We start from the raw sequence: 20,806 nt of genomic DNA, 5'->3' as shown, positions 1-20,806 counted from the left end.
TCACAGAGGCGGTCGGCCCAGAGGTGAACGCGTTGTCAGAACGGGGCATTCACCAAAGAGTTGGCCGCCATCTCCAGATAGTCGAGCAGCGCTTTGCGGTGCTCCTCGTCCAGGGTTTCCGGCTCGATCTCGGCGACCGCGATACGCATGCAGCGCAGCCACGCGTCACGCTCGATCGGTCCGATGGTGAACGGCATGTGCCGCATGCGCAGGCGCGGGTGGCCGCGCTCGTCGGAGTAGGTGCGCGGACCGCCCCAATACTGCTCGAGGAACATCCGCAGACGACGCTCCGCCGGGCCGAGATCCTCCTCCGGATAGAGCGGGCGCAATACCTCGTCGGCGGCCACCTCGCGATAGAACGTCGCGACGAGCCGCCGGAACGTCTCCGCCCCGCCGACCGCCTCGTAGAACGACGTCGCCGTTTGCTCGCCCGAAGTCATAAACCCTCTCGATTCACCGGATGCGCCGCTGTCCATTGTGCCCGCGCCCGGGCGACGCCGCCGCACTGCCCGTACGCTGCCGCTCAGCGGCTGGAACATCGCACCTCAACGGCACTTCAGCCACAGTTAACCGGACATTGTTGAAAATCACCGTGCAATGCCCGACATTCCATGGTCAACTGGGTGACAGTCTCTGCTTTGCAGATACCACATGATCCTGCCAATCATGAAATCGAGGTCGAGATGAAGCAGCGGCACAGCGCCCGGTCACACGAGGCGCGAGCGCACCGACAACTCCAGCCCGCCGACGTCCACAATCGTGGGTCGGGGGCTACTCCGCTGCACATCTTGTCCGAACATTATCCGGGTGGACATCGTGGCCATCACGACCACGGACCCCGCCCCACCGCCCCGCTCGTCGAGGGCACGAACTGGCTCAAAACCAGGGTGCTGCTGTTGAACGCCACCTACGAGCCGCTCACCGCTTTATCCGCACGCCGCGCGATCGTCCTGCTCATCTGCGACAAGGCCGACGCCGTCCACCACAACGACGAAGGGCCGATAGTGCACTCCGCCGAGACGTCGGTGGCCATTCCTTCGGTGATCCGCCTGCGCAGCTACGTCCACGTCCCGTACCGGGCCCGGGTCCCCATGACCCGCGCCGCCCTCATGCACCGGGATCGGTACCGCTGCGGTTATTGCGGCGGCAAGGCCGAGACCATCGACCACGTCATCCCGCGCAGCCGCGGCGGGGAGCATTCGTGGGAGAACTGCGTCGCCAGTTGCGCGCCGTGCAACCACCGCAAAGCCGACAAACTTCTCAGCGAGCTGGGCTGGACGCTCCGATCGCCTCTGGTCTCGCCGAAGGGCCCGCATTGGCGTTTGCTGTCCACCACCGCGGAACTCGATCCCGTCTGGTTGCAATATCTGGGCGAAGGCGCGGCCTGAGCGGATCAGGTGTACTCGACCACCAACGTCGCCCAGGTCCGGGGAGCCAGCGCCTCGAACACGTGCGGCTGATCGCCTGGGTAGGCGATGTAATCACCAGGATGTAGTTCGACGGGGGCCTCGACCGGTCCGACCAGCGCATGCCCCTGCGCGAGCAGCACGTGCTCGACGACACCGGCGATATGTGGCTCCGATCGGCGCGCATGCCCCGGCTCCGCGGTGATACGAAACAGGTCACGGCGGGAATTGGCCGGCCCGGCCGCCAGCAGGGTCGCTTGGTACTCCGACCGCTCGGCCGCGACCACCGGGCCCTCACCGGCCCGGATCACATGGACGCTCCGGCGCGGTGGATCGAGCAACCGGGAGAACGGCATATCCAGCGCGACGCACAATGCCCACAACGTTTCCAGGCTCGGGTTGCCGGTTCCCGATTCCAACTGCGACAGCGTCGATTTCGCGATGCCCGCCCGATGGGCGACCTCACTCAACGACAACCCGGCCCGGGTGCGCTCGCGGCGCAGCGCGGCGGCGATCACCGCCTGAGGTGTCGTCGTCGCGTCTTGCCGCGTCATTCTCGCTCCGTGTCTGCGTCCTGCACCTTGACTTACTCGACAGGAAACCAGATCAATGAGCCGCCTCGCTATGCGACCGCCTCTTGCGCCCTGCTCGTATCCGCGGCGGTCACCGAGAGGAGCCTCCGGAGCCGAACGGATTGACGAAGCCCCTCACCATGTTCACTATAAACAACATGCGTTCGATATGGCGAACACTCGATCGGGACACTTTGCTGGGCATCGCGGCGGTGTGCCTGGCCGTGGGCGTGATCGGGATCTCCTACGGCGCGACGGCGGTGAGCGCGGGCTTTCCGATCTGGCTACCGATTCTGCTCGGGTGCGTGGTGCTCGCCGGGAGTTCGGAGTTCCTGTTCCTGGGAATCGTCGCCGCAGGGGGTAGTCCGATAGCGGCGGTGCTGGCCGGCCTGCTGGTGAACGCCAGGCACGTGCCGTACGGATTGTCGGTTCCCGACGCGGTCGGCACGGGCTGGCGCCGGCCGCTCGGGGTGCATCTGATGAACGACGAGTCCGTCGCTCTGACCATCGCGCAACCCGATGCGAGTCGCAGGCGCGCGGCCTACTGGATCACCGGAGCCGGGATATTGCTGGCGTGGCCCGGTGGCGCGGCCATCGGAGCGCTGATCGGATCGGTGGTCACCGACACCTCGGCGCTCGGACTCGACGCGGTGTTTCCCGCGGTGCTGCTCGCGCTGGTCCTGCCCGCCCTGCGCGACCGGACCACCCTCGCGGCGGTGTGCGTTGGTACCGCGATCGCGCTGATAACCGCCCCCTTCCTGCCTACGGGACTGCCGGTCCTGCTCGCCCTGGCCGGACTGCTGGTGGCTGCGCGGGAGAAGCCGCGACCAGCGACCGCATCGGAAGCGGCATGATGCTGGCCGCCGGAATCGTCGCGCTCGCCGCGGGAACCTACGCGTGCCGGTGGGCGGGCCCCGCGCTGCGCGAGCGGGTGCGACTTCCGGCACGCGTGATACGGCTGTTGGAAATCGGCGCCGTGGTGCTGCTGGCCGCACTGGTGGCCGTGACCACCCTGCCGCTCGGTACCGCTGGTCTCGGATTCGCCGTGCCCGTAGGCGTTCTCGTCGGCGGCGTACTGGCGTGGCATCAACGCCCCATACTGGTGGTCATCCTGGCCGCCGCCGCGACGACCACGTTCCTTCGCCTGATCGGCATCTCTTGAGCGGCTCGAAAATCCAGCCCGCGCAACCGTTCCGTGCCGACAAAGGCGGCGCCGTCCCCTCCTGCCGACGGCGCCGCCTACCTCATCGATCGCTCCCGGGCATTGTTGTGCTACCGAAAATCGGTCTATGGCCCTTGCATCTTCCGGTGCTCGCGAAATCGGTTGTGCACACGCGTGATAGCGATGGCGTCCGGAGGGACGAGCCGCGTGCTCAGCCTGCGATCAAGGGGATTGCTCCACCCAGGCGGCGGGCCACCGAACCGTAGCGGGCGTCCAGGCGCAGCCATGTCCTCGTCGCGCGTACGCGCACGATCTCGGCGGACGGGATGCGGCGCGGATCGGCCTTCTCGCCCGAGTGCGGGATGAAGTCCATCGCCGTGAGCGCGAAGACCACCCGCATCGGCACCTGCACCTGAGCGCCTGCGCCGGACACCGTCAGCACCGTCTGGTCGAGCAGCGAGGCGGGCGGACCGTGGTTGCTGCCGTGCTCCTTCGCCAGCTGCGCACCCTGCTCGGCGAGTTCGACCAAGGTACGGGCGGGCACGTCCTCGACGTGCGCGAAACCGTCCGTGGGCGGCAACGCGCCACGCCACGCGGAGTCCATCGGATATCCGAGGTCGATCGGACTGCCGCTCGCCATACCGGCCAGCACGAGATCGGCGCCGACCGTCACGTCGTCGACGCCGAGCTCGGCGATCACTGTGCGTCCCGCCAGCGCCTCGAAACCCGTCGCGACCCATGCGGAGACGTAATTCTCCCCGCGGCGGCGCAGGCGCACCACCACCGCCGGGTCCAGCCGCACGGCCCTGGTCAGGAACGTCGCGAGATTCTCCCGCTCCGCCGGATCCGGTACGTGCAGTACTCGTTGTTCCGTCATCACGGCTGCCCCGCCGTCAGCATTCGACGATCACCGATGCGCGGTCGCTCACTCCATCCACTCGGACAGGTAATCACGCTCGGCGTCGGTCAGCCTGCGCAATCGCTGCGCCCGCATGTCGAATGCCGCGATCTGCGTGGACGCGACCACCGCCGCGGGCGAATCGGGCTCGGCGCCCGCCGCCCGCACCTCGTAACCGATGGTGAAGTCGACCGCGCGCAACTGCTCGATCCACATGGCGATATCCAGCGGCGTGTCCTCGTGCCGCAGCTGGCCGCGGTAGCGGACGTGCAGGTCGGCGAGGACGCAGCCCTCACGCAACGGGGCGGTCGGGCGGCCGTCCTCGAACAGCCACGGGATCCGCGCCTCCTCCAGCAGCGTCACCATCCGGGCATGGTTGACGTGCTGGAACACGTCCATGTCCGACCACCTGACGTCCACCTTGGCATGGAAACGCCGGGGCAGCACCAGGCTGCCCGCCGCCTTCCCGCTTCCGCTCACCGAACTCGTCAACGTGGTACCTCCGATTGGGCGCCCACCCCGCTCACCATGCTCCGCACTTGCCGCGCCGCAACCGAAAGCGTGGCGAGATCGTGGGTTCCGGATTCGAACAACTCCGACAGCGCCGCCCTGGCTCGGCCGAGGCGGGACTGATTCTTCGACTCCCAGTATGCAATCTTCTCGTTCGCCGTCTCTTCGGGGTCACCGCCGGAGAGCACGTCGAGGGTGAGCGAGCGCAGCGACGCGTACATGTCGTCGCGCAGCGCGAGCCGCGCCAGCGCATGCCAGCGGTCGCCGCGTTCGAGGTGGCTGACCGCCTGCAACAGCCAGTCGATCTTGAGGTGATCGTTGAGCGCGTAGTACAGCGACCCGACCTCGTCGCCGTCCCGGTCGGTGATATCGGCGATGTCCACGATGTCCAGCAGAGGGAAGAGGTTGAGCAGACCGAAGACCTCGGTGGCCAGATCGGTCGGCGCGCCGCGGGCGATCAATTCGGCGGACTGGTCGGTGAGGGTGGACACATGATGTCCGCGCAGCCATCCCGCCACCTTGGGGGCCAGTTCACGCACGTCGGCGCGGTACCGACTGATCTCCGAGCCCACCGCGATAGGCTGCGGCCGGTTGCTCAGCAGCCATCGGGACGCCCGGTCCAACGTCCGCTTCGTCTCCAGTTCGAGCAGGTCGCGCACCGAAGTGGGTGCGTCGCACGCACGGATTCGCTTCCACATGTCGTGCAGATCGAAGATTCCGCTGGCCGCGGCGAAGGCGCGCACCGCATCGGTGGTGGTGGCGCCGACCTCCTCGTTCAACCGGTGCGCGTAGGTGATGCCGCCGTAGTCCACCATCTCGTTGGCGATCATGGTGGTGACGATCTCCCGGCGCAGCCGGTGGCGTTTGATCGCCGCCGCGAAGCGGTCGCGCAGCGGTGTGGGGAAGTAGTCCGGCAGCCGCGTGGCGAAGTACTGACTGTCGGGCAGGTCGGATTCGAGCAGATCGGCCTTGAGCGACAGCTTCACATGCGCCATCAGATTCGCCAGCTCCGGCGACGTCAGACCGGAGCCTTCTTCCAGCCTGCGCTTCATCTCCTGATCGGAGGGCAGCGCCTCGAGTTCGCGGTCCAAGCCGCGACGCTCTTCGAGATCCTCGATCAACCGCATCTGCACGGGCAGCATCTGCGACGCCTCGGTGCGCGAAATACCCATGAGGAAGTTCTGCGCCACGTTGTCCCGCAGGACCATCTGCGCGACCTCGTCGGTCATCGAGGCCAGCAGTGGATTGCGCTCGTCGGGCAGCAACTGCCCCCCGGACACGACGGCGTCGAGCAAGATCTTGATGTTGACCTCGTGGTCGGAGCAGTCCACGCCCGCCGAGTTGTCCAGCGCGTCGGTATTGATCTTGCCGCCCTTGCGGCAGAACTCGATGCGGCCCAACGCCGTCGCGCCGAGGTTGCCGCCCTCGCCGACCACTTTGACCCGCAATTGGCTCCCGTTGACACGTACCGCGTCGTTGGACTTGTCGCCCACTTCGGCGTTGGTCTCGGTGCTCGCCTTGATGTAGGTGCCGATACCGCCGTTCCACAGCAGGTCGACCGGCGCGAGCAGGATCGCGCGGACCAGATCCGGCGGCGACAGCGATACGACGTCATCGCCCAGCCCCAGAGCCGCCCTGGCCTGCGGGCTGATCGGCACCGACTTCACGGTGCGGTCCCACACACCTCCGCCGGGGCTGATAAGTGACGGGTCGTAGTCGGCCCACGACGACCGCGGCAACGCGAACATCCGCTGCCGCTCCCGGAACGAACGCGCCGCATCAGGATCCGGATCCAGGAAAATGTGGCGATGGTCGAACGCAGCCACCAAACGAATGTGCTCCGACAACAACATACCGTTACCGAACACATCACCACTCATGTCACCCACACCCACCACAGCGAAATCCTGCGACTGCGTATCGAGCTCCATCTCACGGAAATGCCGCTTGACACTCTCCCAAGCACCCTTGGCCGTGATACCCATCGCCTTGTGGTCATAACCCGCCGACCCACCCGAGGCGAACGCATCACCCAGCCAGAACCCATAACTCTGCGCCACATCATTGGCGATATCGGAGAACGACGCAGTGCCCTTGTCCGCCGCGACCACGAGATAGGTGTCATCACCATCGCGGCGCACCACTCGGTCAGGAGGCAACACCTGCCCACTCGCGCGATCCACATTGTCGGTGATATCCAGCAAGCCGGAGATGAATGTACGGTAGCAAGCAACCCCTTCGGCGCCCAACGCCTGCCGGTCCGCCACCGGATCACCGGTAGCCGCGGGCGGCTGCTTCACCACGAAACCGCCCTTCGCGCCGACCGGCACGATCACCGCGTTCTTCACCGCCTGAGCCTTCACCAAACCCAGGATCTCGGTACGGAAATCCTCCAACCGGTCCGACCACCGCAACCCACCACGCGCCACCGGCCCGAAGCGCAGATGCACGCCCTCCACCCGCGGCGAGTACACGAAGATCTCGAACTGCGGCCGCGGCTTGGGCAACTCGGCGATTTCCCGCGGTTCGACCTTCACCGAAACGTACTCGCGTGGTTTGCCTTCCGCGTCGATCACGTAGTAGTTGGTGCGCAGCGTCGCCTTGATCAGTCCGAGGATCGACCGCAGGATGCGGTCCGCGTCCAGGCTGACCACCTCATCGATGCGCCCTCGCACCTGGGTCTCCAGCTCCGCGGCATGTTCGGCGGAGACGGTGTCGGGATCGAAACGCGCAGCGAACAGATCGACGAACAGGCGCGCGATATCCGGATAGGTGAGCAGCACACGGCAGATGTTGGCCTGGCTGTACGGGAAATTGGCCTGCTGCAAGTACTTCGCGTAGGTGCGCAGGATCGAGACGGCCCGCCACGGCAGCCGCGCACGCAGCACGAGTTCGTTCAGCCCGTCCGCCTCCGCGCGGCCGTACCACATGGCCTCGAAGGCTTCCACGAACCGCTCACGCAGGCCGCGCACCTCGGCCTCCAACACGTCGGCGCGTTTGGAGGACTCGAGCAGTTCCGCGTCCAGATCCCGGTCGAGCGAACTGCGCAACAACTCCGGGCGGGCGAGCAGACCGAAATCGTAGATCCACCGTTCACCACCGGCGCCGCCCGCCGCGTCCTCCAGCTCGATCTGGTACGGGCGCTCGTCGACCACCTCGACACCGAGGCTTTGCAACACCGGAAGTACTTGGCTCAGCGAGATACCGCTGCCACCGATGTAGAGGGTGAAGCGCCACGAACCCGGCGCCGAACCCGGCTTCCGGTAGAGGTATTGGTCGATACCGCCCGCACTCAGCCGCTCCAGGCGCACGATGTCTCGCAGCGCCCGTGCCGCGGCGAAATCCTGTTTGTAGCCCTCGGGGAAGGCCTCCGCGTACCGCTGCACCACGGCCGGATCGAGCACCGTCGACGTGCTCACCTCGTCGTTCAGGCGGTCGTCCCAAGTGCGGCTGGCCTCGGCGAGCAGGTTCTGCAGACGCAGCCGGTTGGGCTCGGAGGTGTCGGCGACCGGGGGTGTCCGATGCGGAGCACCGAGCTCGGCTTCCGGCATGCGCACCGTGAAATAGACTCGCGCCAGCTCGCTTTCGCCCACCCGCGCGGAATAGTCGATGGACACCCCACCCAGTTCGCGGACCAGGATCTCCTGCATCTCCAGCCGCGAGCTGGTGGTGTACCGATCACGCGGCAGATAGACCAGGCAGGCGACGTAGCGGCCGTAGGTGTCCGCGCGCAGGAACAGGCGCACCTGGCGGCGCAGGCCCACACTCAGCACGGCGGTGGCGGTGCGGCGCAGCGTCTCGGCGTCGGCGGAGAAGAGTTCGGTGCGGGGGAAGGATTGGATAACCTCGAGCATCGCCTGCCCGGAGAACGATTCCAGGTCGAATCCGCTGTCCTCGATCGCCGAGCGGACCCGGCGCTCGATCACCGGGATGTCCAGGACGTTCTCGTGCACGGCGGAGACGGTGAAGACGCCGATGAACAGGTGCTCGCCGACGACGGTTCCATGCGGGTCGAAATCGGCGACGCTGACGAAGTACGGGTACACCGCACGGTGCACGGTGGCGGGAACAAGTCCTTGGGTCAGCGTGAGCAGCGGACGGTCACCGCTGTTGACCGGCACGTGGAAGTCGGTGCCCACGTCCGGTCGCAGCACGCCGAGGCAGGTGGCGGGCACGACGGTGGACATCTCCCTGCCCTCGTCGGTGTTCAGTCGGTAGCGCGCGTAGCCGAGCAGGGTGAAATTCCCTCCGGCCAGCCAGCGCAGCAGGTTGGCGGTGTCGGTCAGCTCGGCCGAGTCGAACGGCGCGGAGCCGGACCCCGCGGCGAGCTCGAGGTCGTCGGCCAGCTTGCTTTGCACGTCCTTGATCGCTTCGGTGTCGCCGATCACCTGACGCACATCGTCCACCACGTCCGGCACCGCGGCCTCGACCCTGGCCAGCAGTGCCGCACTGGTCGACGGGTGCAATTGCACGTGCATCCAGGATTCGCGCAACCCGGCCGCGCCGGTGCCGTCCACCTCGTGCGCGGCGGCGTGCGTCAGGCGTCCCTCCGCGTCCCGCTCGACCTCGAAGATCGGATGGATGATCTCGCTGACGCTGACGCCGATCCTGCTCAGCGACGAGCTGATCGACTCGACCAGCAGCGGCATGTCGTCGGTGACGATCTGCACCGCCGCACCGATTCCGGAGCCGTCATCCGGGTGGTATACCCGCACCAGCGCGCGACCGGGGCGGCGCGTCACCCCCAGCTCCAGATGCCTGCGGAAGATCTGGGTGATGCCGGTGATCGCACAGTCCACATCGCCCGCGTCGACGTGGCGGAAGTACGCTTCCTCGAGCGTCGCGAGATCGCCGCGCAATGACTGCGGCAAACCCGCGGCCCACGCCGCGCTGGACAATTCGGACGAGACGGTCATTTTTCGCCAACTCCCTCGGATATCGGTTCCGTAACAAAGTGACGCTGGTCCGAGGGTAACTGTGCGCCGAGGACGCGTGGGTGAATTCCCTTCCTGGATCGGAGTGTTCACCGCGACCGCGTAGTTCGCCGCCCGTGTGCCGAGATCGTACGGACGACCTCGGGCACAGCACAGGAATCGGACCCGCGAACGTTCAGGTGAGCGCTACAGGTCGTGTCCGCAGCGGCAGCGGCGCCGCACCGGTACCTCGGGTCAGCTCGGCCACCGCGTCGGCGGTCGAAGCCACCGGTTGCTCGAACTGCGCCTGCGCATTCACGACTCCCACCCTAGCGAGCTACGCGCGGGTAGGTGTCACTCCTGTTCCGCGTTGCCGATAAAGACTCATCGAGCTGCCCCACCGAGGCGCTCCTCCCCCCGTTTTCCCCGTCGATTTCTGGCGTCATCGCCCACACGATGCGTCAGCAAACGCCAGGCAGTGGCCGGCTCCGAGCCCGATGAGGCTGCCAACTGCGATCCGGCGGACGCATGACACCCGCCTGACCCCGGACGAATGCGAAGTCCGGTCTGCGGCGAGGCGTCCTGGGCCGGGTGGGTGCGGCCTGTGCCCGCACCCACCCGCCGAGGGCCGGGCTCAGCCGCGGGTCAGCTTGCGGTGCGTAACCCGGTGCGGGCGGGCCGCTTCCGGGCCGAGCCGCTGGACCTTGTTGGCCTCGTACGCCTCGAAGTTGCCCTCGAACCAGAACCATTTGGCCTCGTTGTCCGAGTCGCCCTCCCACGCCAGGATGTGGGTACAGGTGCGGTCGAGGAACCAGCGGTCGTGGGAGATGACCACGGCGCAGCCGGGGAACTTCTCCAGCGCGTTCTCCAGCGAGCCCAGGGTCTCCACATCGAGGTCGTTGGTCGGCTCATCCAGCAGGATCAAGTTGCCGCCCTGCTTGAGAGTCATCGCGAGGTTCAGCCGGTTGCGCTCGCCACCGGACAGGACGCCCGCGGGCTTCTGCTGGTCCGGGCCCTTGAAACCGAAGGCGCTCACGTAGGCGCGCGACGGCATTTCCTGCTGGCCGACCTCGATGTAGTCCAGACCGTCGGAGACCACCTGCCAGACCGTCTTCTTCGGGTCGATGCCCGCGCGGTTCTGGTCGACGTAGCTCAATTTGACCGTCTCGCCGACCTTCACCTCACCGCTGTCCGGCTGCTCGAGCCCGACGATGGTCTTGAACAGCGTGGTCTTCCCGACGCCATTGGGCCCGATCACGCCGACGATGCCGTTGCGCGGCAAGGTGAACGACAGATCCTTGATCAGCTGGCGGTCACCGAAGCCCTTGTCCAGGTGCTCCACCTCCACCACCACGTTGCCCAGGCGCGGGCCCGCGGGAATCTGGATCTCCTCGAAATCCAGCTTCCGCATCTTCTCGGCTTCGGCCGCCATCTCCTCGTACCGGCCGAGGCGGGCCTTGTTCTTGGCCTGCCTGGCCTTGGCGCCGGAACGCACCCAGGCGAGTTCTTCCTTGAGCCGCTTCTGCAGCTTCTGGTCCTTCTTGCCCTGCACCTCGAGCCGCGCGGCCTTCTTCTCCAGGTAGGTGGAGTAGTTGCCCTCGTACGGGTAGGCACGGCCACGATCCAGCTCGAGGATCCACTGCGCGACGTTGTCCAGGAAGTACCGGTCGTGGGTGACCGCGAGCACGGCGCCCTGGTACTGCGCCAGGTGCTGCTCGAGCCAGTTCACGCTCTCGGCGTCGAGGTGGTTGGTCGGCTCGTCGAGCAGCAGCAGGTCGGGCTTGCTCAGCAGCAGCTTGCACAGCGCGACCCGGCGGCGCTCACCACCGGAGAGGTTGGTGACCGGCTCGTCCGGCGGCGGGCAGCGCAGCGCGTCCATCGCCTGTTCGAGCTGGGAGTCCAGGTCCCAGGCGTCGGCGTGGTCCAGATCTTCCTGGAGCTTGCCCATCTCCTCCATGAGCTCGTCGGAGTAGTCGGTGGCCATGAGTTCGGCGATCTCGTTGAAGCGATCCAGCTTCACCTTGATCTCGCCCATGCCCTCCTCGACGTTGCCGCGGACGGTCTTCTCCTCGTTGAGCGGAGGTTCCTGCTGCAGGATGCCGACGGTAGCGCCGGCGGCGAGGAACGCGTCACCGTTGTTCGGCTGGTCCAGTCCGGCCATGATCTTCAGCACGCTGGATTTACCAGCGCCGTTCGGGCCGACGACGCCGATCTTGGCGCCGGGAAGGAAGTCCAAGGTGACATCGTCGAGCACGACTTTGTCGCCGTGCGCCTTGCGAACCTTCTTCATTTGGTAGATGAACTCAGCCATAAGTCAGAAGCCTATCGGTGCGGGAGATGAAGGGACGAAGCAGAGCTACCCTGCCGCCAGGACGAAACCGGTCGCGCGATCACGCGTCGACAGGCTCGGGTGCGCTGCCGCGAGGCGGTGCCGAACCGGCGGCTGCCCCATTCTCCCCCGGCGCGTCGCCGACCGGCACCCGACCTTCAGCGCTCGACCCCCCGGAAGTATTCCGCGACGGGGGCATATCGGATAGCCGCGTCAGTTGCGCCGCACAGCGGGACAGGTCCGGGCCGACCACGGAGGCGCGCATCTCCAGATCCCGTCGTTCCACGCCGTCCTTGCTGCGGTACTCGTGCGAGCGCAGCTGACCGTAGGCGATGATCGGATCGCCGCGCCGCAGGGACGCGTCGACTCCCGCCACCAATCGACGCCAGCAGCTGACGGTGAGATACAACGTGCCGTTGTCCACCCATTGCCCGGACGCGTGATCCAGCCGGCGAGAATTGCTCGCCAGACGGAAGGTGACCACCTGCTCGCCATTGGTCAGGTCCCGCTTGACCGGATGGGTGGCGATCGTCCCGATCACGGTCGCGTTGGCTTCGTACATGGTTACGCCCCTTCACACTCGGCTCCGGGCCTGCCCGGAGTGCCTCCCCCTCCAGGAGGGCTCCTCCAGGGTGCGTCCAATTCCGGGGCGCCGAGCAGACCCGTCCGGAAATGTGCACAACTCCCCGGAGTGTGAAAATCGTCGCTTTCACGCCAGTGTGATCAGAACACCGCCACGTCGGTGTTGGCGCCGCAGACGACGACCACCGGTCGCTCGTCCGGCGCGGGGACATAGGCGCCGCTGTGCAGGGCGGCCAGGGCGACGGCGCCGCCCAGTTCGACCAGAATGCGGAATTCGCGCCACAGATACTCACGCGCCGCGCTGATTGCGTCATCGCTGACCAGCAACGACCGCACCCCGTGTCGGCGGGCGAGGTCGAAGGCTATGTCACCGATCCGCGTGGGACCCAGCGAATCGACGGTGATACCGGTCCCGGCGATGTCGACGGGACCGTCCGCCTCCGAAGCCGCCCGCAGGATCGCTGCGCCCTCGGGCTCCACCCCGATGACCTGCTGACGGCGCCCGACCGCGGCCGCGATCCCGGCGATCAGTCCGCCGCCGCCCACCGCCGCCAGCACCGGCGGCCGCCCACGTACCTGCTCTTCGAGTTCCAGCCCGACCACCCCCACGCCCGCGACCACCGCGGGCAGGTCGTAGCCGTGCAACAGCAACGCGCCGCGTTCGGCGGCCAGTTCGGCCGCGTGCCGCATGGCCTCGGCGTAGGTGGTGCCGCACCAGAGCACTTCGGCGCCGTGTGACCACATCGCGGCGACCTTGGTGTGCGGCGCGGTCTCCGGGACGACGACCGTGCAGGACTTGCCCAGCCGTGCGGCGGCCAGCGCGGCCGCGATGCCCGCGTTGCCGCCGGATGCGATCACCACCTGATCGACGCCGTCGCCCGACTCCAGCAGCGCGTTCAGACTGCCGCGCACCTTGAACGTCCCGCCGTGCTGGAGGTGCTCCAGCTTCATCGTCACCGGCACCGGGCCGGACGGGCTCGCGACGGAGGTATGGAAGACCGGCGTCTTGCGGATCTGCCCGGCCAGCCGCTTGCGTGCGGATCGCACGTGCGACCGCTCCACACGCCCGACCGGTCTGTGTGGGGAGACCGCGGTGGCGCGTTCACTCACTTACGCACTTCTCCATCTCGCTTGGCCAGTTCGGCGAACATGGCGTTGTGTGCGGCGAGTGCGGCGTCGTTGTCGCGTACGGCGGCTCGATCGGTTCGTTGCGCGAGCCGCTGGTCGCTGCGCGACCATTGGATCAGCAAAGCCAGCATCACCACCACCAGGGGAACCTCACCGCTCGCCCAGGCGAGACTGCCGCCGGTGCGCTGGTCGCCGAGCAGATCGCCGTTCCAGCCCAGACCGAGGCCGCGGTAGAACCAGCCACCGAGCACCGTGGTCATGCTCATCAGCGCGATGCCGAAGAACGCGTGGAACGGCAGCGAGCCGAACACCATGGCGAGTTTGGTCAGCGGCTCCACTTGCCTCGGCTTGGGATCGATGCCGATCACCACCCAGTAGAACAGGTAGCCGCTGAGCAGGAAGTGCAGGTTCATCAGCAGGTGCGCCGCGTGCGAGTCGGCGTAGGCGTCGAAGATGCCGCCCAGATACAGCGCGTAGAACCCGGCGACGAAGATCGCCGAGGCCACGATCGGATGGGTCAGGAAACGCGACACCGGGTTGTGTACCGCGGCCAGGAGCCATTCCCGCGGTCCCAGCGCTCCACCGCGCCCCGCGGGCGGCAGCGCGCGCAGCGCCAGCGTCACCGCACCACCCAGCGCGAACAGGATCGGCGCGAGCATCGACAGCGCCATATGCGCCCCCATGTGCACGCTGAACATGGCAGGCGAGTACCGGCCGACTCCGGAGCAGGTCGCGACCAGCAGCACCACGCAACCGGACAGCCAGGCGAGCGTCCGCCCGGCCGGCCACGCGTCGCCCCGCGCTCGTAGCCGCCGCACGCCGAGCAGGTACAGCAGCGCCAGCACGAGCGACAGCGTTCCGAAGATCAGATCGAAGCGCCAGTCGAACAGCAAACGAGCGACGCTCGGCGGCCCAGCCAGGTCGTAGCCCAGTTCCACTTCCACGGGGGTCGGGACGGAATCCGGGGGTGGCGGCGGCGTGCGTCCGAGTCCGACCGCGAGGCCGATGGTCGCGGCGAAGATCAACACCTCCACGCCCGCGTACCGGACCAGCGCGGCGCGATCGCGGGGATCGGCCGCGAGCGCGGGCAACGCGGCGCGGCGCTGCAAGTAGCCGAACACACCGAGCAGCGCCAACGCGGCCGCCTTGGCCAGCACCAGCCTGCCGTAGGTGCTGGTGAACAACTCGCCCGGGGGCACGCGGACGAACGCGTTGATCACACCGCTGACCGCGATCACGCCGAACGCGACCGTGGCGGTCAGGGAGAAGCGCCGCGTCGCCACGTCGGTGTACGCGCCGCCCCGCAAGGCGTGCGCCAGCACCGCGAACAGGCCGCCCACCCAAACGGCGGACGAGATCAAATGCAGGATCAGGCTGTTGGTCGCCACGTCGTGCGACCCGCCCGAGGAGGAATGCCCGGTCAACGCCAACGGCATCATGGCGGCGATCGCGGCGCCCAGCAGTACCGGGGTCCAGCCCCAGCGCAAGGCCAGTCGGCAGCCCACCGCCACGATCAGGGCGAAGACCACGGTCGTGCGCCAGGCTCCGGCCAGCTCGATCTGGTCGATCGCTCGCCAGAGACCCTCCGGCCGCAGAACCTCACCCACCGGCTGACCCGTGGTATCCGAAACCGTCAGGGGCACCAGGAGCGCGGCGCAGCATGCCCAGACCAATGCGAAGTTCGACGCTCGCCGCACCGCGCGGTAGCCCCCGACGTCCAGCAATCCGTTCGGCTGCGGTGGTACGAGGAAGGCCGCGAAGAGCAGGGAACCGACCGTCAGCGCCGCCGACAGGTCCGCGAGCGCCCGGATCGCGGGCAAGCCGTAGGTGGTCGCCACGCCCGGGTCGGGAATGCCGAGCAGGCTCAGCGCCTGCGCTGCCGACAACCCCACCACCAGCGCCGCGACCACGGCCGCGATGGCGCCGGCCAGCGCGGTGACCGTCGCGAACGTCGCCCCGGACCGGGAGGCCGCGGCTTCAGGCGCGGCGGACGAGGTGGCGGCGGAGGACATACGACTGAGCGTAGTTCGGCGAGTATTGCGTGGCCCGGTCGGGTTTGTACCGATATTGTTGGCCGCGGATCACCACGGGCACGTCACCTACTGTCTCGGGATGGCTGAAACGTTGCTAACGCTAAGAATATGGCCACCTGGACGGTCGCTATAATTGGCCCACTGGACAGCGCGGCCAATGTCGGCCATCGTGGAACCCGCTGCCTCCGTAGCTCAGTTGGATAGAGCAAGGGCCTTCTAATCCCTAGGTCGCAGGTTCGATTCCTGCCGGGGGCGCAGCACACTGGAGACCCGCAACTATGCGGGTCTCCAGTGCTATTACCCCCCGAGCGCGAAGCTCAAACACTTCGAAATCTCCCTCTGCGTACGAGGAAAGAAGCCGCGTTCCCACCGCCCTACCGCTCGACTTGCGAGCTGGTTGCGGGATGGGTGGACCCGCCGCCGCGCCCGTGCCGAACGGGCTGCCCGGGTGCCGGGCGAACGGTCTGAGCAGATCCGCCCGCCATCCCCGCTCGATCTGCTTCAATCGATGGATGTGCAGGTGGATGGCTTATTCGGGTGAGCCGATCCGGGCCGAGGACCTCTTGTTCCGGCCGAAGCACTCGTTGATCGACCAGAGTTTGCACTCGCGGCTCGGCGCGACGACCACGAACGGCGACGGCTTCGGGATCGGCTGGTACGGCGAAGGCACACGACCGGCGGTGTTCAAGAACATCGAACCGGCATGGAACGACCGGAACCTGCGCGAGATCGCCGCGCAGGTGCGCACGCCGCTGTTCTTCGCGCACGTGCGCGCGTCGACCGGGACCGCGGTCCAGCGCAGCAACTGCCACCCGTTCCGGCACGAGCGGTGGTTGTGGATGCACAACGGAGCGCTGCGCGGCTTCCACGAGATCAAGCGCGATCTCGTCACGGCGATCGACCCGGTCCTGTATCCCGATATCGAGGGCTCCACCGACTCGGAGGTCCTGTTCTTCCTCGCTCTCACCTTCGGCCTCTTCGACGACCCGTTCGGCGCGGTCGCCCGGGCGGTCGGGTTCGTCGAGGAGGTCGGCCGGGAGCACGGCGTCGCCGATCCGGTGCAGATGACCGTCCCGACCACCGACGGTACGTCGATGTGGTTCTTCCGGTACTCCAGCGAGCGGCAGTCGCGGTCCTTGTTCTACTCCACAGATATCGGAACACTGCGGCTGCTGCATCCGGAGGTCGAAGTCCTCTGGGAGCTCAGCATGGAAGCCCGCTTCGTGGTCTCCGAGCCGCTGCGCGACCTGCCGGGGGCGTGGAACGAAGTGCCGGAATCGGCAGCCGGTGTCGTTCGTGCCGGTCACGAGGAGGTCAGGGCATTCCAGCCGGTGGCTCCATGACCCGCCTGTGCGGGCCGGCGGCGGTGTCGCAACGAATCCGCCCGCCGAGTCAGCGGGCGGATCGGGTGGCACAGCGGCATCGGCTTCACTCGGACTCGCGAGCTCCCTGGTCGAGACGGAAGGGCGGGTACTCGTCCCGCATCAGGCCGGCGTACGCCTGGACGCGAATGACCCAGCGGTTGACGCCCATGACGAAGTCGTAGACGCCCTGGGGGTACCGCGCCGTGAACAGCAGCGCGATCAGCGCGACGAGCAGCAGGACGCTCAGCAACGAGATCGAGCCACCGCTCCAGTCGTCGCCATCACTCATCCCGAGCGCGATACCCCCGCTCACTGCCGCGGCGACGATCAAATAGTGCGGAATGGCCAGCAGCCACCACTTCACCAGCACCAGACCGCGGTGCAGCGACTCCGGGTAGTCGATCTCCAGGTCCGCCGGGTATTCGGCGTTCGGCCGCAGACTGAACGGCGGATACTTGTCGGTGCCGAGCACCGAGAGCGCGTAGAAGACCACCCGCCATCCCCAGCGCATGACGCCGACATTGAAGTCGAACAGGCGCCGCGGGTACTTGCCGGTGACAAGGATCGCGAAGAAGGCGACGATCGTGAGCACCGCGTACGCGATGTGCAGGAAGAACAACACGATGTAGTGCGGAATGGCCAGTAGCCACTTGACCAGCCACATCCACCGCGACAACGCGGGGTCCAGATCGCCTCGAACGCGAATCGGCGCGGTCGGTACGACGGGCTTCTCTGGTTCCATGATCAACGCTCCTCCGGTTGCTGTGATTGAAGTCACAACCAGTACAGGTGAGCTGATTCTCTCGCATTCAACCGTTCTCGAACGGCACCATCCGATACCGACATGCCAACGAATCGGGGTGCGCGGCGGCGTGGTCATGGGGGTGCGTACCGGCCGATGGCTCGCTCAGATCACTGCTGTGTCCGGATGTTGGCTTCGCCCATGATGTTTCGATGTTCTTCCGCGCGGATGCGCTGTTCACTCCGGGATCCGCGTGGTGCGACTCCGCCAGGCGACGCAATGACGGTCGGCGTACCGACAGCCTTCACACGCGCTGTCACAAACAATCCGTATATCGAATTATACTGCGGTGCACGATGTTCAGCACAACCGTTCACCGGGGCGGACGATGGCAGAGCGAGGATGCGCGTACCGGATCGGTGGCACTCCTCGCCGCGCTCCAGCTACGACGGACGGCCCGGTCAGGCGGGCCCGCTCGACTGCGCCGAATACAGGCTGACCTCGCCTTCTTCACTGAGGAAGGCGTTGACCAGCATGGTGCGGGTGGCTCGCAATTCCTCTTGATCCGGCGCTGCGGTGGTGATCGAGATCTGCGGGATGACCGCCCAGTTGACCACGTAGCGCTCCGGCGGGCCGTCGTCGTCGGACAGCCGGGCGAGACGGAAGACCGAGACGGTCTTGCGGACGATCAGATTGCGCACGACCTCCGCGATTCGCTCGGGGTCTTCCAGCGCGAACATGAAGCCGAATGTCAACTCGGGCGATGACACGTAGGCGGGCACGAACACCGAGGCTAGCGGATCGGGCTGCGACGCGCAGCGGTCGCATCGAATCGGTTGCCGCGCATGCGCTCGGTGAATTCGAAGACGTACCACCACGGGGGCGGGTCCGGGTGACCGATCCGTAACGGAACATAACGATTTCCCGGCAGCTGCCGGATTCGTACACCAGAGTATTGCGCGGGTTCGGCTACCGCGCTTTCCTGAAAGTGTCCCGATTTTCTCGGACCGTCTTCTCTCGCATCGTCGCGGATTTCCCGGTTTCTCTGCCGTGCCGGTGGAACGTGGGATGGCAGCCGGGTGCGGGACTGCGCCGGAGCCGAGGGGCGCCCCTCCCGAAATCCCCCTCGGCCCTGGCGTACCCAGGATTCATCGTGTCGCAGAGGTATGCCATGCACACCGAATACGCTCAGCGCAGTTTCGGCACCGAAGAGCTGCCGTCGTCCGCGGCGGTGCTTCGCGCGATTCGCGAACCCGGTGAGAACCAGCACCGGCACAGCGTGCTGCACGCGGCGCGCGAACTCGTCGACTGCCACGAGCGACGGCAGCGGGCGCTCGAACGAGCACACGTCCCGGGGGCGTCCAACACCCTCGTCGCGGCGTGCAGCCAACAGGTGGACGACATCGACGGCTGCCGCGCCGAATGGATCGGACGTATCGACGCGTGGGTCGCCGCGAACGTGCCGCACCGCCAGGGCGCATCCCTGCACACCGAGACACTCGGCGCGGTCATCGATCGGATCGCGGCGAAATGGGTTGCGGCTCGGCACTATTTGGGCGACGAGGTCACGCCTGCGCCGGGTGCCGCGCAGGTGGGCGGGGAAGCCCACCTGCGATGGACCCGGCTGGCCGAACTGATCGACGGCTATCAGGATCTGATCACCGACGTCATCGAACACCGGCGCAGGCTGCCGGTGTGGTGATCAGCGCGGCTCTTCGACCCCCGGCTCGACGACCTCGGCGTCGAGGAACCCCTCCGGCTCGCCGACCGGCGGCTTCGTGACCGTGGCCTCGGTCTGGTCACCGAGGTCGCGATCGGGATCCCGCTGCTCCGCGTCCCGACGAGCCGCGGCCGCCGCCTCGTTCATCTCGATCGCGTCGGTGATCCACTCACCGATCTCCCGGGTGACCTCGGCGACGGTGCCCGTGATGATGTTGGCGATATTGCCGACATGCCGGGCGCCGGAGGACGTCAATTCCTGAATGAGATCCTTGTTGCTTTCGAATTTCCCGATCATTCACACGCCCGCTTCGCTCGCCTTCGGCTGTCGCATCACGATAACACCGGGAGACGGCTCGCTCTCGACCCAGCGAGGCGGCAGTGCCAGTTTGAAGATCTTCTTCCACACCGAGCCGATCTGCTTACCGAGCGGGCCGGCGTTGTACGGCAAACCGTACTTTTCACACAATGCGCGCACGGTCGGCGCCATCTCCGGATAACGGCTCGCGGGCAGGTCCGGAAACAGGTGGTGTTCGATCTGGTGCGACAAATTGCCGGACATGATGTGGAACAGCTTGCTTCCGGTGATGTTCGCCGAGCCGAGCATCTGCCGGATGTACCACTCGCCGCGGGTCTCGTCCGCGGTCTCCTCCTCGGTGAACGTCTGTACGCCGGTCGGGAAGTGACCGCAGAAGATGATGGCGAAGGCCCACACGTTGCGCACCAGGTTGGCGGTGGCGTTGCCCGCCAGCGTGTGGAAGAACAGCGGACCGGTCAGAGCGGGGAACACGAGGTAGTCCTTGAGCACCTGCCTGCCCGCCTTGCGCCACTGGCCCAAGAGCAGCTTCTTGACCTCGGGCCACTTCTTCTTGCCCGCCAGGATGTTCTCGACCTCGAGGTCGTGGCCCATCACGCCCCACTCGAACAGCATCATGAGCACGAAGGCGTACACCGGCTGCCCGAGCCGCAGCACGTTCCACTCCTGGGCCTCGTCCATACGAAGGATCGAGTAGCCGATGTCGCGGTCCTTGTTGTGGATGTTGGTGTAGGTGTGATGCAAGTAGTTGTGCGAGTGCTTCCACTGGTCGGCCGGGCAGACCGTGTCCCACTCGAACACCCGGGAGTTCAGCCCGGGCTCGCGCATCCAGTCGTACTGGCCGTGCATGACGTTGTGGCCGATCTCCATGTTGTCCAGGATTTTCGACACACTCAGCGCCGCCACCGCGGCCAGCCAGACCGGCGGAAGGAAGCCGAGATACATCAGGCCGCGCCCGGCGATCTCGAACCCGCGCTGCGCCTTGATGATCGAGTACAGGTATTCCCGGTCGCGCTCGCCCAGATCGGCAACGATCGCGGCGCGCAGTTCATCGAGTTCCCGGCCGAGTTCCTCGATCTGGTCCGGGCTCAGGACCAGCGGTCCGTTCTCGGTTTCGGTCAGTATGGTCATG

The 20,806-nt window shown here is 66.8% G+C and carries 19 protein-coding genes and 1 tRNA gene; 6 read left to right on the top strand and 14 right to left on the bottom strand.

The genetic code is table 11. The features are described from left to right. Positions 1-35: 35 nt before the first annotated feature. Positions 36-440 carry a globin gene (locus M8859_RS25835; protein ID WP_159924122.1) on the bottom strand — a complete coding sequence of 135 codons (405 nt, stop codon included), beginning with the start codon at positions 438-440 and terminating at the stop codon, positions 36-38. A gap of 243 nt (positions 441-683) precedes the next feature. Between M8859_RS25835 and M8859_RS25830 the strand changes: the two genes are divergently transcribed. Next, the gene (locus M8859_RS25830; RefSeq protein ID WP_195071513.1) at positions 684-1,388 is read left to right on the top strand and encodes an HNH endonuclease; all 705 of its coding nucleotides are present in this window, start codon (positions 684-686) and stop codon (positions 1,386-1,388) included. 5 nt (positions 1,389-1,393) lie between these two features. On the opposite strand, the gene M8859_RS25825 is transcribed toward M8859_RS25830, so the two are convergent. Beyond that, positions 1,394-1,960, bottom strand: a complete 567-nt coding sequence (locus M8859_RS25825; RefSeq protein WP_159924124.1) for a helix-turn-helix domain-containing protein — start codon at positions 1,958-1,960, stop codon at positions 1,394-1,396. A gap of 176 nt (positions 1,961-2,136) precedes the next feature. Here M8859_RS25825 and M8859_RS25820 point away from each other — a divergent pair, with 176 nt between their 5' ends. Together M8859_RS25820 and M8859_RS25815 are read left to right on the top strand one after the other, a co-directional pair. Further along, the gene (locus M8859_RS25820) at positions 2,137-2,832 is read left to right on the top strand and encodes an AzlC family ABC transporter permease (protein WP_159924126.1); all 696 of its coding nucleotides are present in this window, start codon (positions 2,137-2,139) and stop codon (positions 2,830-2,832) included. Further along, the gene (locus M8859_RS25815) at positions 2,829-3,140 is read left to right on the top strand and encodes an AzlD domain-containing protein (RefSeq protein WP_249644929.1); all 312 of its coding nucleotides are present in this window, start codon (positions 2,829-2,831) and stop codon (positions 3,138-3,140) included. Before M8859_RS25820 ends, M8859_RS25815 begins: the two co-directional genes overlap by 4 nt. 211 nt (positions 3,141-3,351) lie before the next feature. On the opposite strand, the gene M8859_RS25810 is transcribed toward M8859_RS25815, so the two are convergent. From M8859_RS25810 to M8859_RS25780, 8 genes are all read right to left on the bottom strand, one after another. Next, positions 3,352-4,017, bottom strand: coding sequence for a DUF8185 domain-containing protein (locus M8859_RS25810; protein WP_159924130.1), 666 nt, complete (start codon positions 4,015-4,017; stop codon positions 3,352-3,354). Between the two features lie 48 nt (positions 4,018-4,065). Beyond that, positions 4,066-4,518, bottom strand: coding sequence for an acyl-CoA thioesterase (locus M8859_RS25805; protein WP_255466158.1), 453 nt, complete (start codon positions 4,516-4,518; stop codon positions 4,066-4,068). Between the two features lie 8 nt (positions 4,519-4,526). Next, positions 4,527-9,464, bottom strand: a complete 4,938-nt coding sequence (locus tag M8859_RS25800) for an NAD-glutamate dehydrogenase (RefSeq protein ID WP_249644928.1) — start codon at positions 9,462-9,464, stop codon at positions 4,527-4,529. Positions 9,465-9,657: 193 nt separating this feature from the next. Then, the gene (locus M8859_RS36960; RefSeq protein WP_283780041.1) at positions 9,658-9,780 is read right to left on the bottom strand and encodes a hypothetical protein; all 123 of its coding nucleotides are present in this window, start codon (positions 9,778-9,780) and stop codon (positions 9,658-9,660) included. Positions 9,781-10,095: 315 nt separating this feature from the next. Continuing rightward, positions 10,096-11,772 (bottom strand): energy-dependent translational throttle protein EttA, encoded by a 1,677-nt coding sequence (gene ettA / locus M8859_RS25795; RefSeq protein WP_159924134.1) that lies wholly within the window; start codon positions 11,770-11,772, stop codon positions 10,096-10,098. Positions 11,773-11,851: 79 nt separating this feature from the next. Further along, positions 11,852-12,352 (bottom strand): single-stranded DNA-binding protein, encoded by a 501-nt coding sequence (locus tag M8859_RS25790; protein ID WP_249644927.1) that lies wholly within the window; start codon positions 12,350-12,352, stop codon positions 11,852-11,854. A gap of 161 nt (positions 12,353-12,513) precedes the next feature. Then, the gene (locus M8859_RS25785; protein ID WP_249644926.1) at positions 12,514-13,419 is read right to left on the bottom strand and encodes a serine/threonine dehydratase; all 906 of its coding nucleotides are present in this window, start codon (positions 13,417-13,419) and stop codon (positions 12,514-12,516) included. A gap of 59 nt (positions 13,420-13,478) precedes the next feature. Then, the gene (locus M8859_RS25780) at positions 13,479-15,512 is read right to left on the bottom strand and encodes a bifunctional copper resistance protein CopD/cytochrome c oxidase assembly protein (RefSeq protein WP_195071518.1); all 2,034 of its coding nucleotides are present in this window, start codon (positions 15,510-15,512) and stop codon (positions 13,479-13,481) included. A gap of 202 nt (positions 15,513-15,714) precedes the next feature. Here M8859_RS25780 and M8859_RS25775 point away from each other — a divergent pair. Beyond that, positions 15,715-15,788: transfer RNA gene (locus M8859_RS25775), tRNA-Arg, on the top strand. Positions 15,789-16,057: 269 nt separating this feature from the next. Next, the gene (locus M8859_RS25770; RefSeq protein ID WP_195071519.1) at positions 16,058-16,876 is read left to right on the top strand and encodes a class II glutamine amidotransferase; all 819 of its coding nucleotides are present in this window, start codon (positions 16,058-16,060) and stop codon (positions 16,874-16,876) included. Between the two features lie 85 nt (positions 16,877-16,961). Here M8859_RS25770 and M8859_RS25765 read toward each other — a convergent pair whose 3' ends face one another. Beyond that, positions 16,962-17,639, bottom strand: a complete 678-nt coding sequence (locus M8859_RS25765; RefSeq protein WP_195071520.1) for a DUF4389 domain-containing protein — start codon at positions 17,637-17,639, stop codon at positions 16,962-16,964. Positions 17,640-18,100: 461 nt separating this feature from the next. Next, complete coding sequence (locus tag M8859_RS25760; protein ID WP_159924144.1) at positions 18,101-18,421, bottom strand: hypothetical protein; 321 nt, start codon at positions 18,419-18,421, stop codon at positions 18,101-18,103. 371 nt (positions 18,422-18,792) lie between these two features. Between M8859_RS25760 and M8859_RS25755 the strand changes: the two genes are divergently transcribed. Continuing rightward, positions 18,793-19,341 (top strand): DUF4254 domain-containing protein, encoded by a 549-nt coding sequence (locus M8859_RS25755; protein WP_236565441.1) that lies wholly within the window; start codon positions 18,793-18,795, stop codon positions 19,339-19,341. Here the strand turns inward: M8859_RS25755 and M8859_RS25750 are convergent, their stop codons facing one another. After that, on the bottom strand, positions 19,342-19,656 hold the full coding sequence (locus tag M8859_RS25750; RefSeq protein WP_159924146.1) for a hypothetical protein: 315 nt from the start codon (positions 19,654-19,656) through the stop codon (positions 19,342-19,344). It lies immediately after the preceding gene. Continuing rightward, complete coding sequence (locus M8859_RS25745) at positions 19,657-20,805, bottom strand: fatty acid desaturase family protein (protein ID WP_159924148.1); 1,149 nt, start codon at positions 20,803-20,805, stop codon at positions 19,657-19,659. It abuts the gene before it with no gap. Position 20,806: the final 1 nt, after the last annotated feature.

It is taken from the genome of Nocardia sputi (assembly GCF_023501985.1).
Note: the sequence above shows the minus strand (reverse complement) of the source record. Positions and strands in the feature narration are given on the sequence as shown.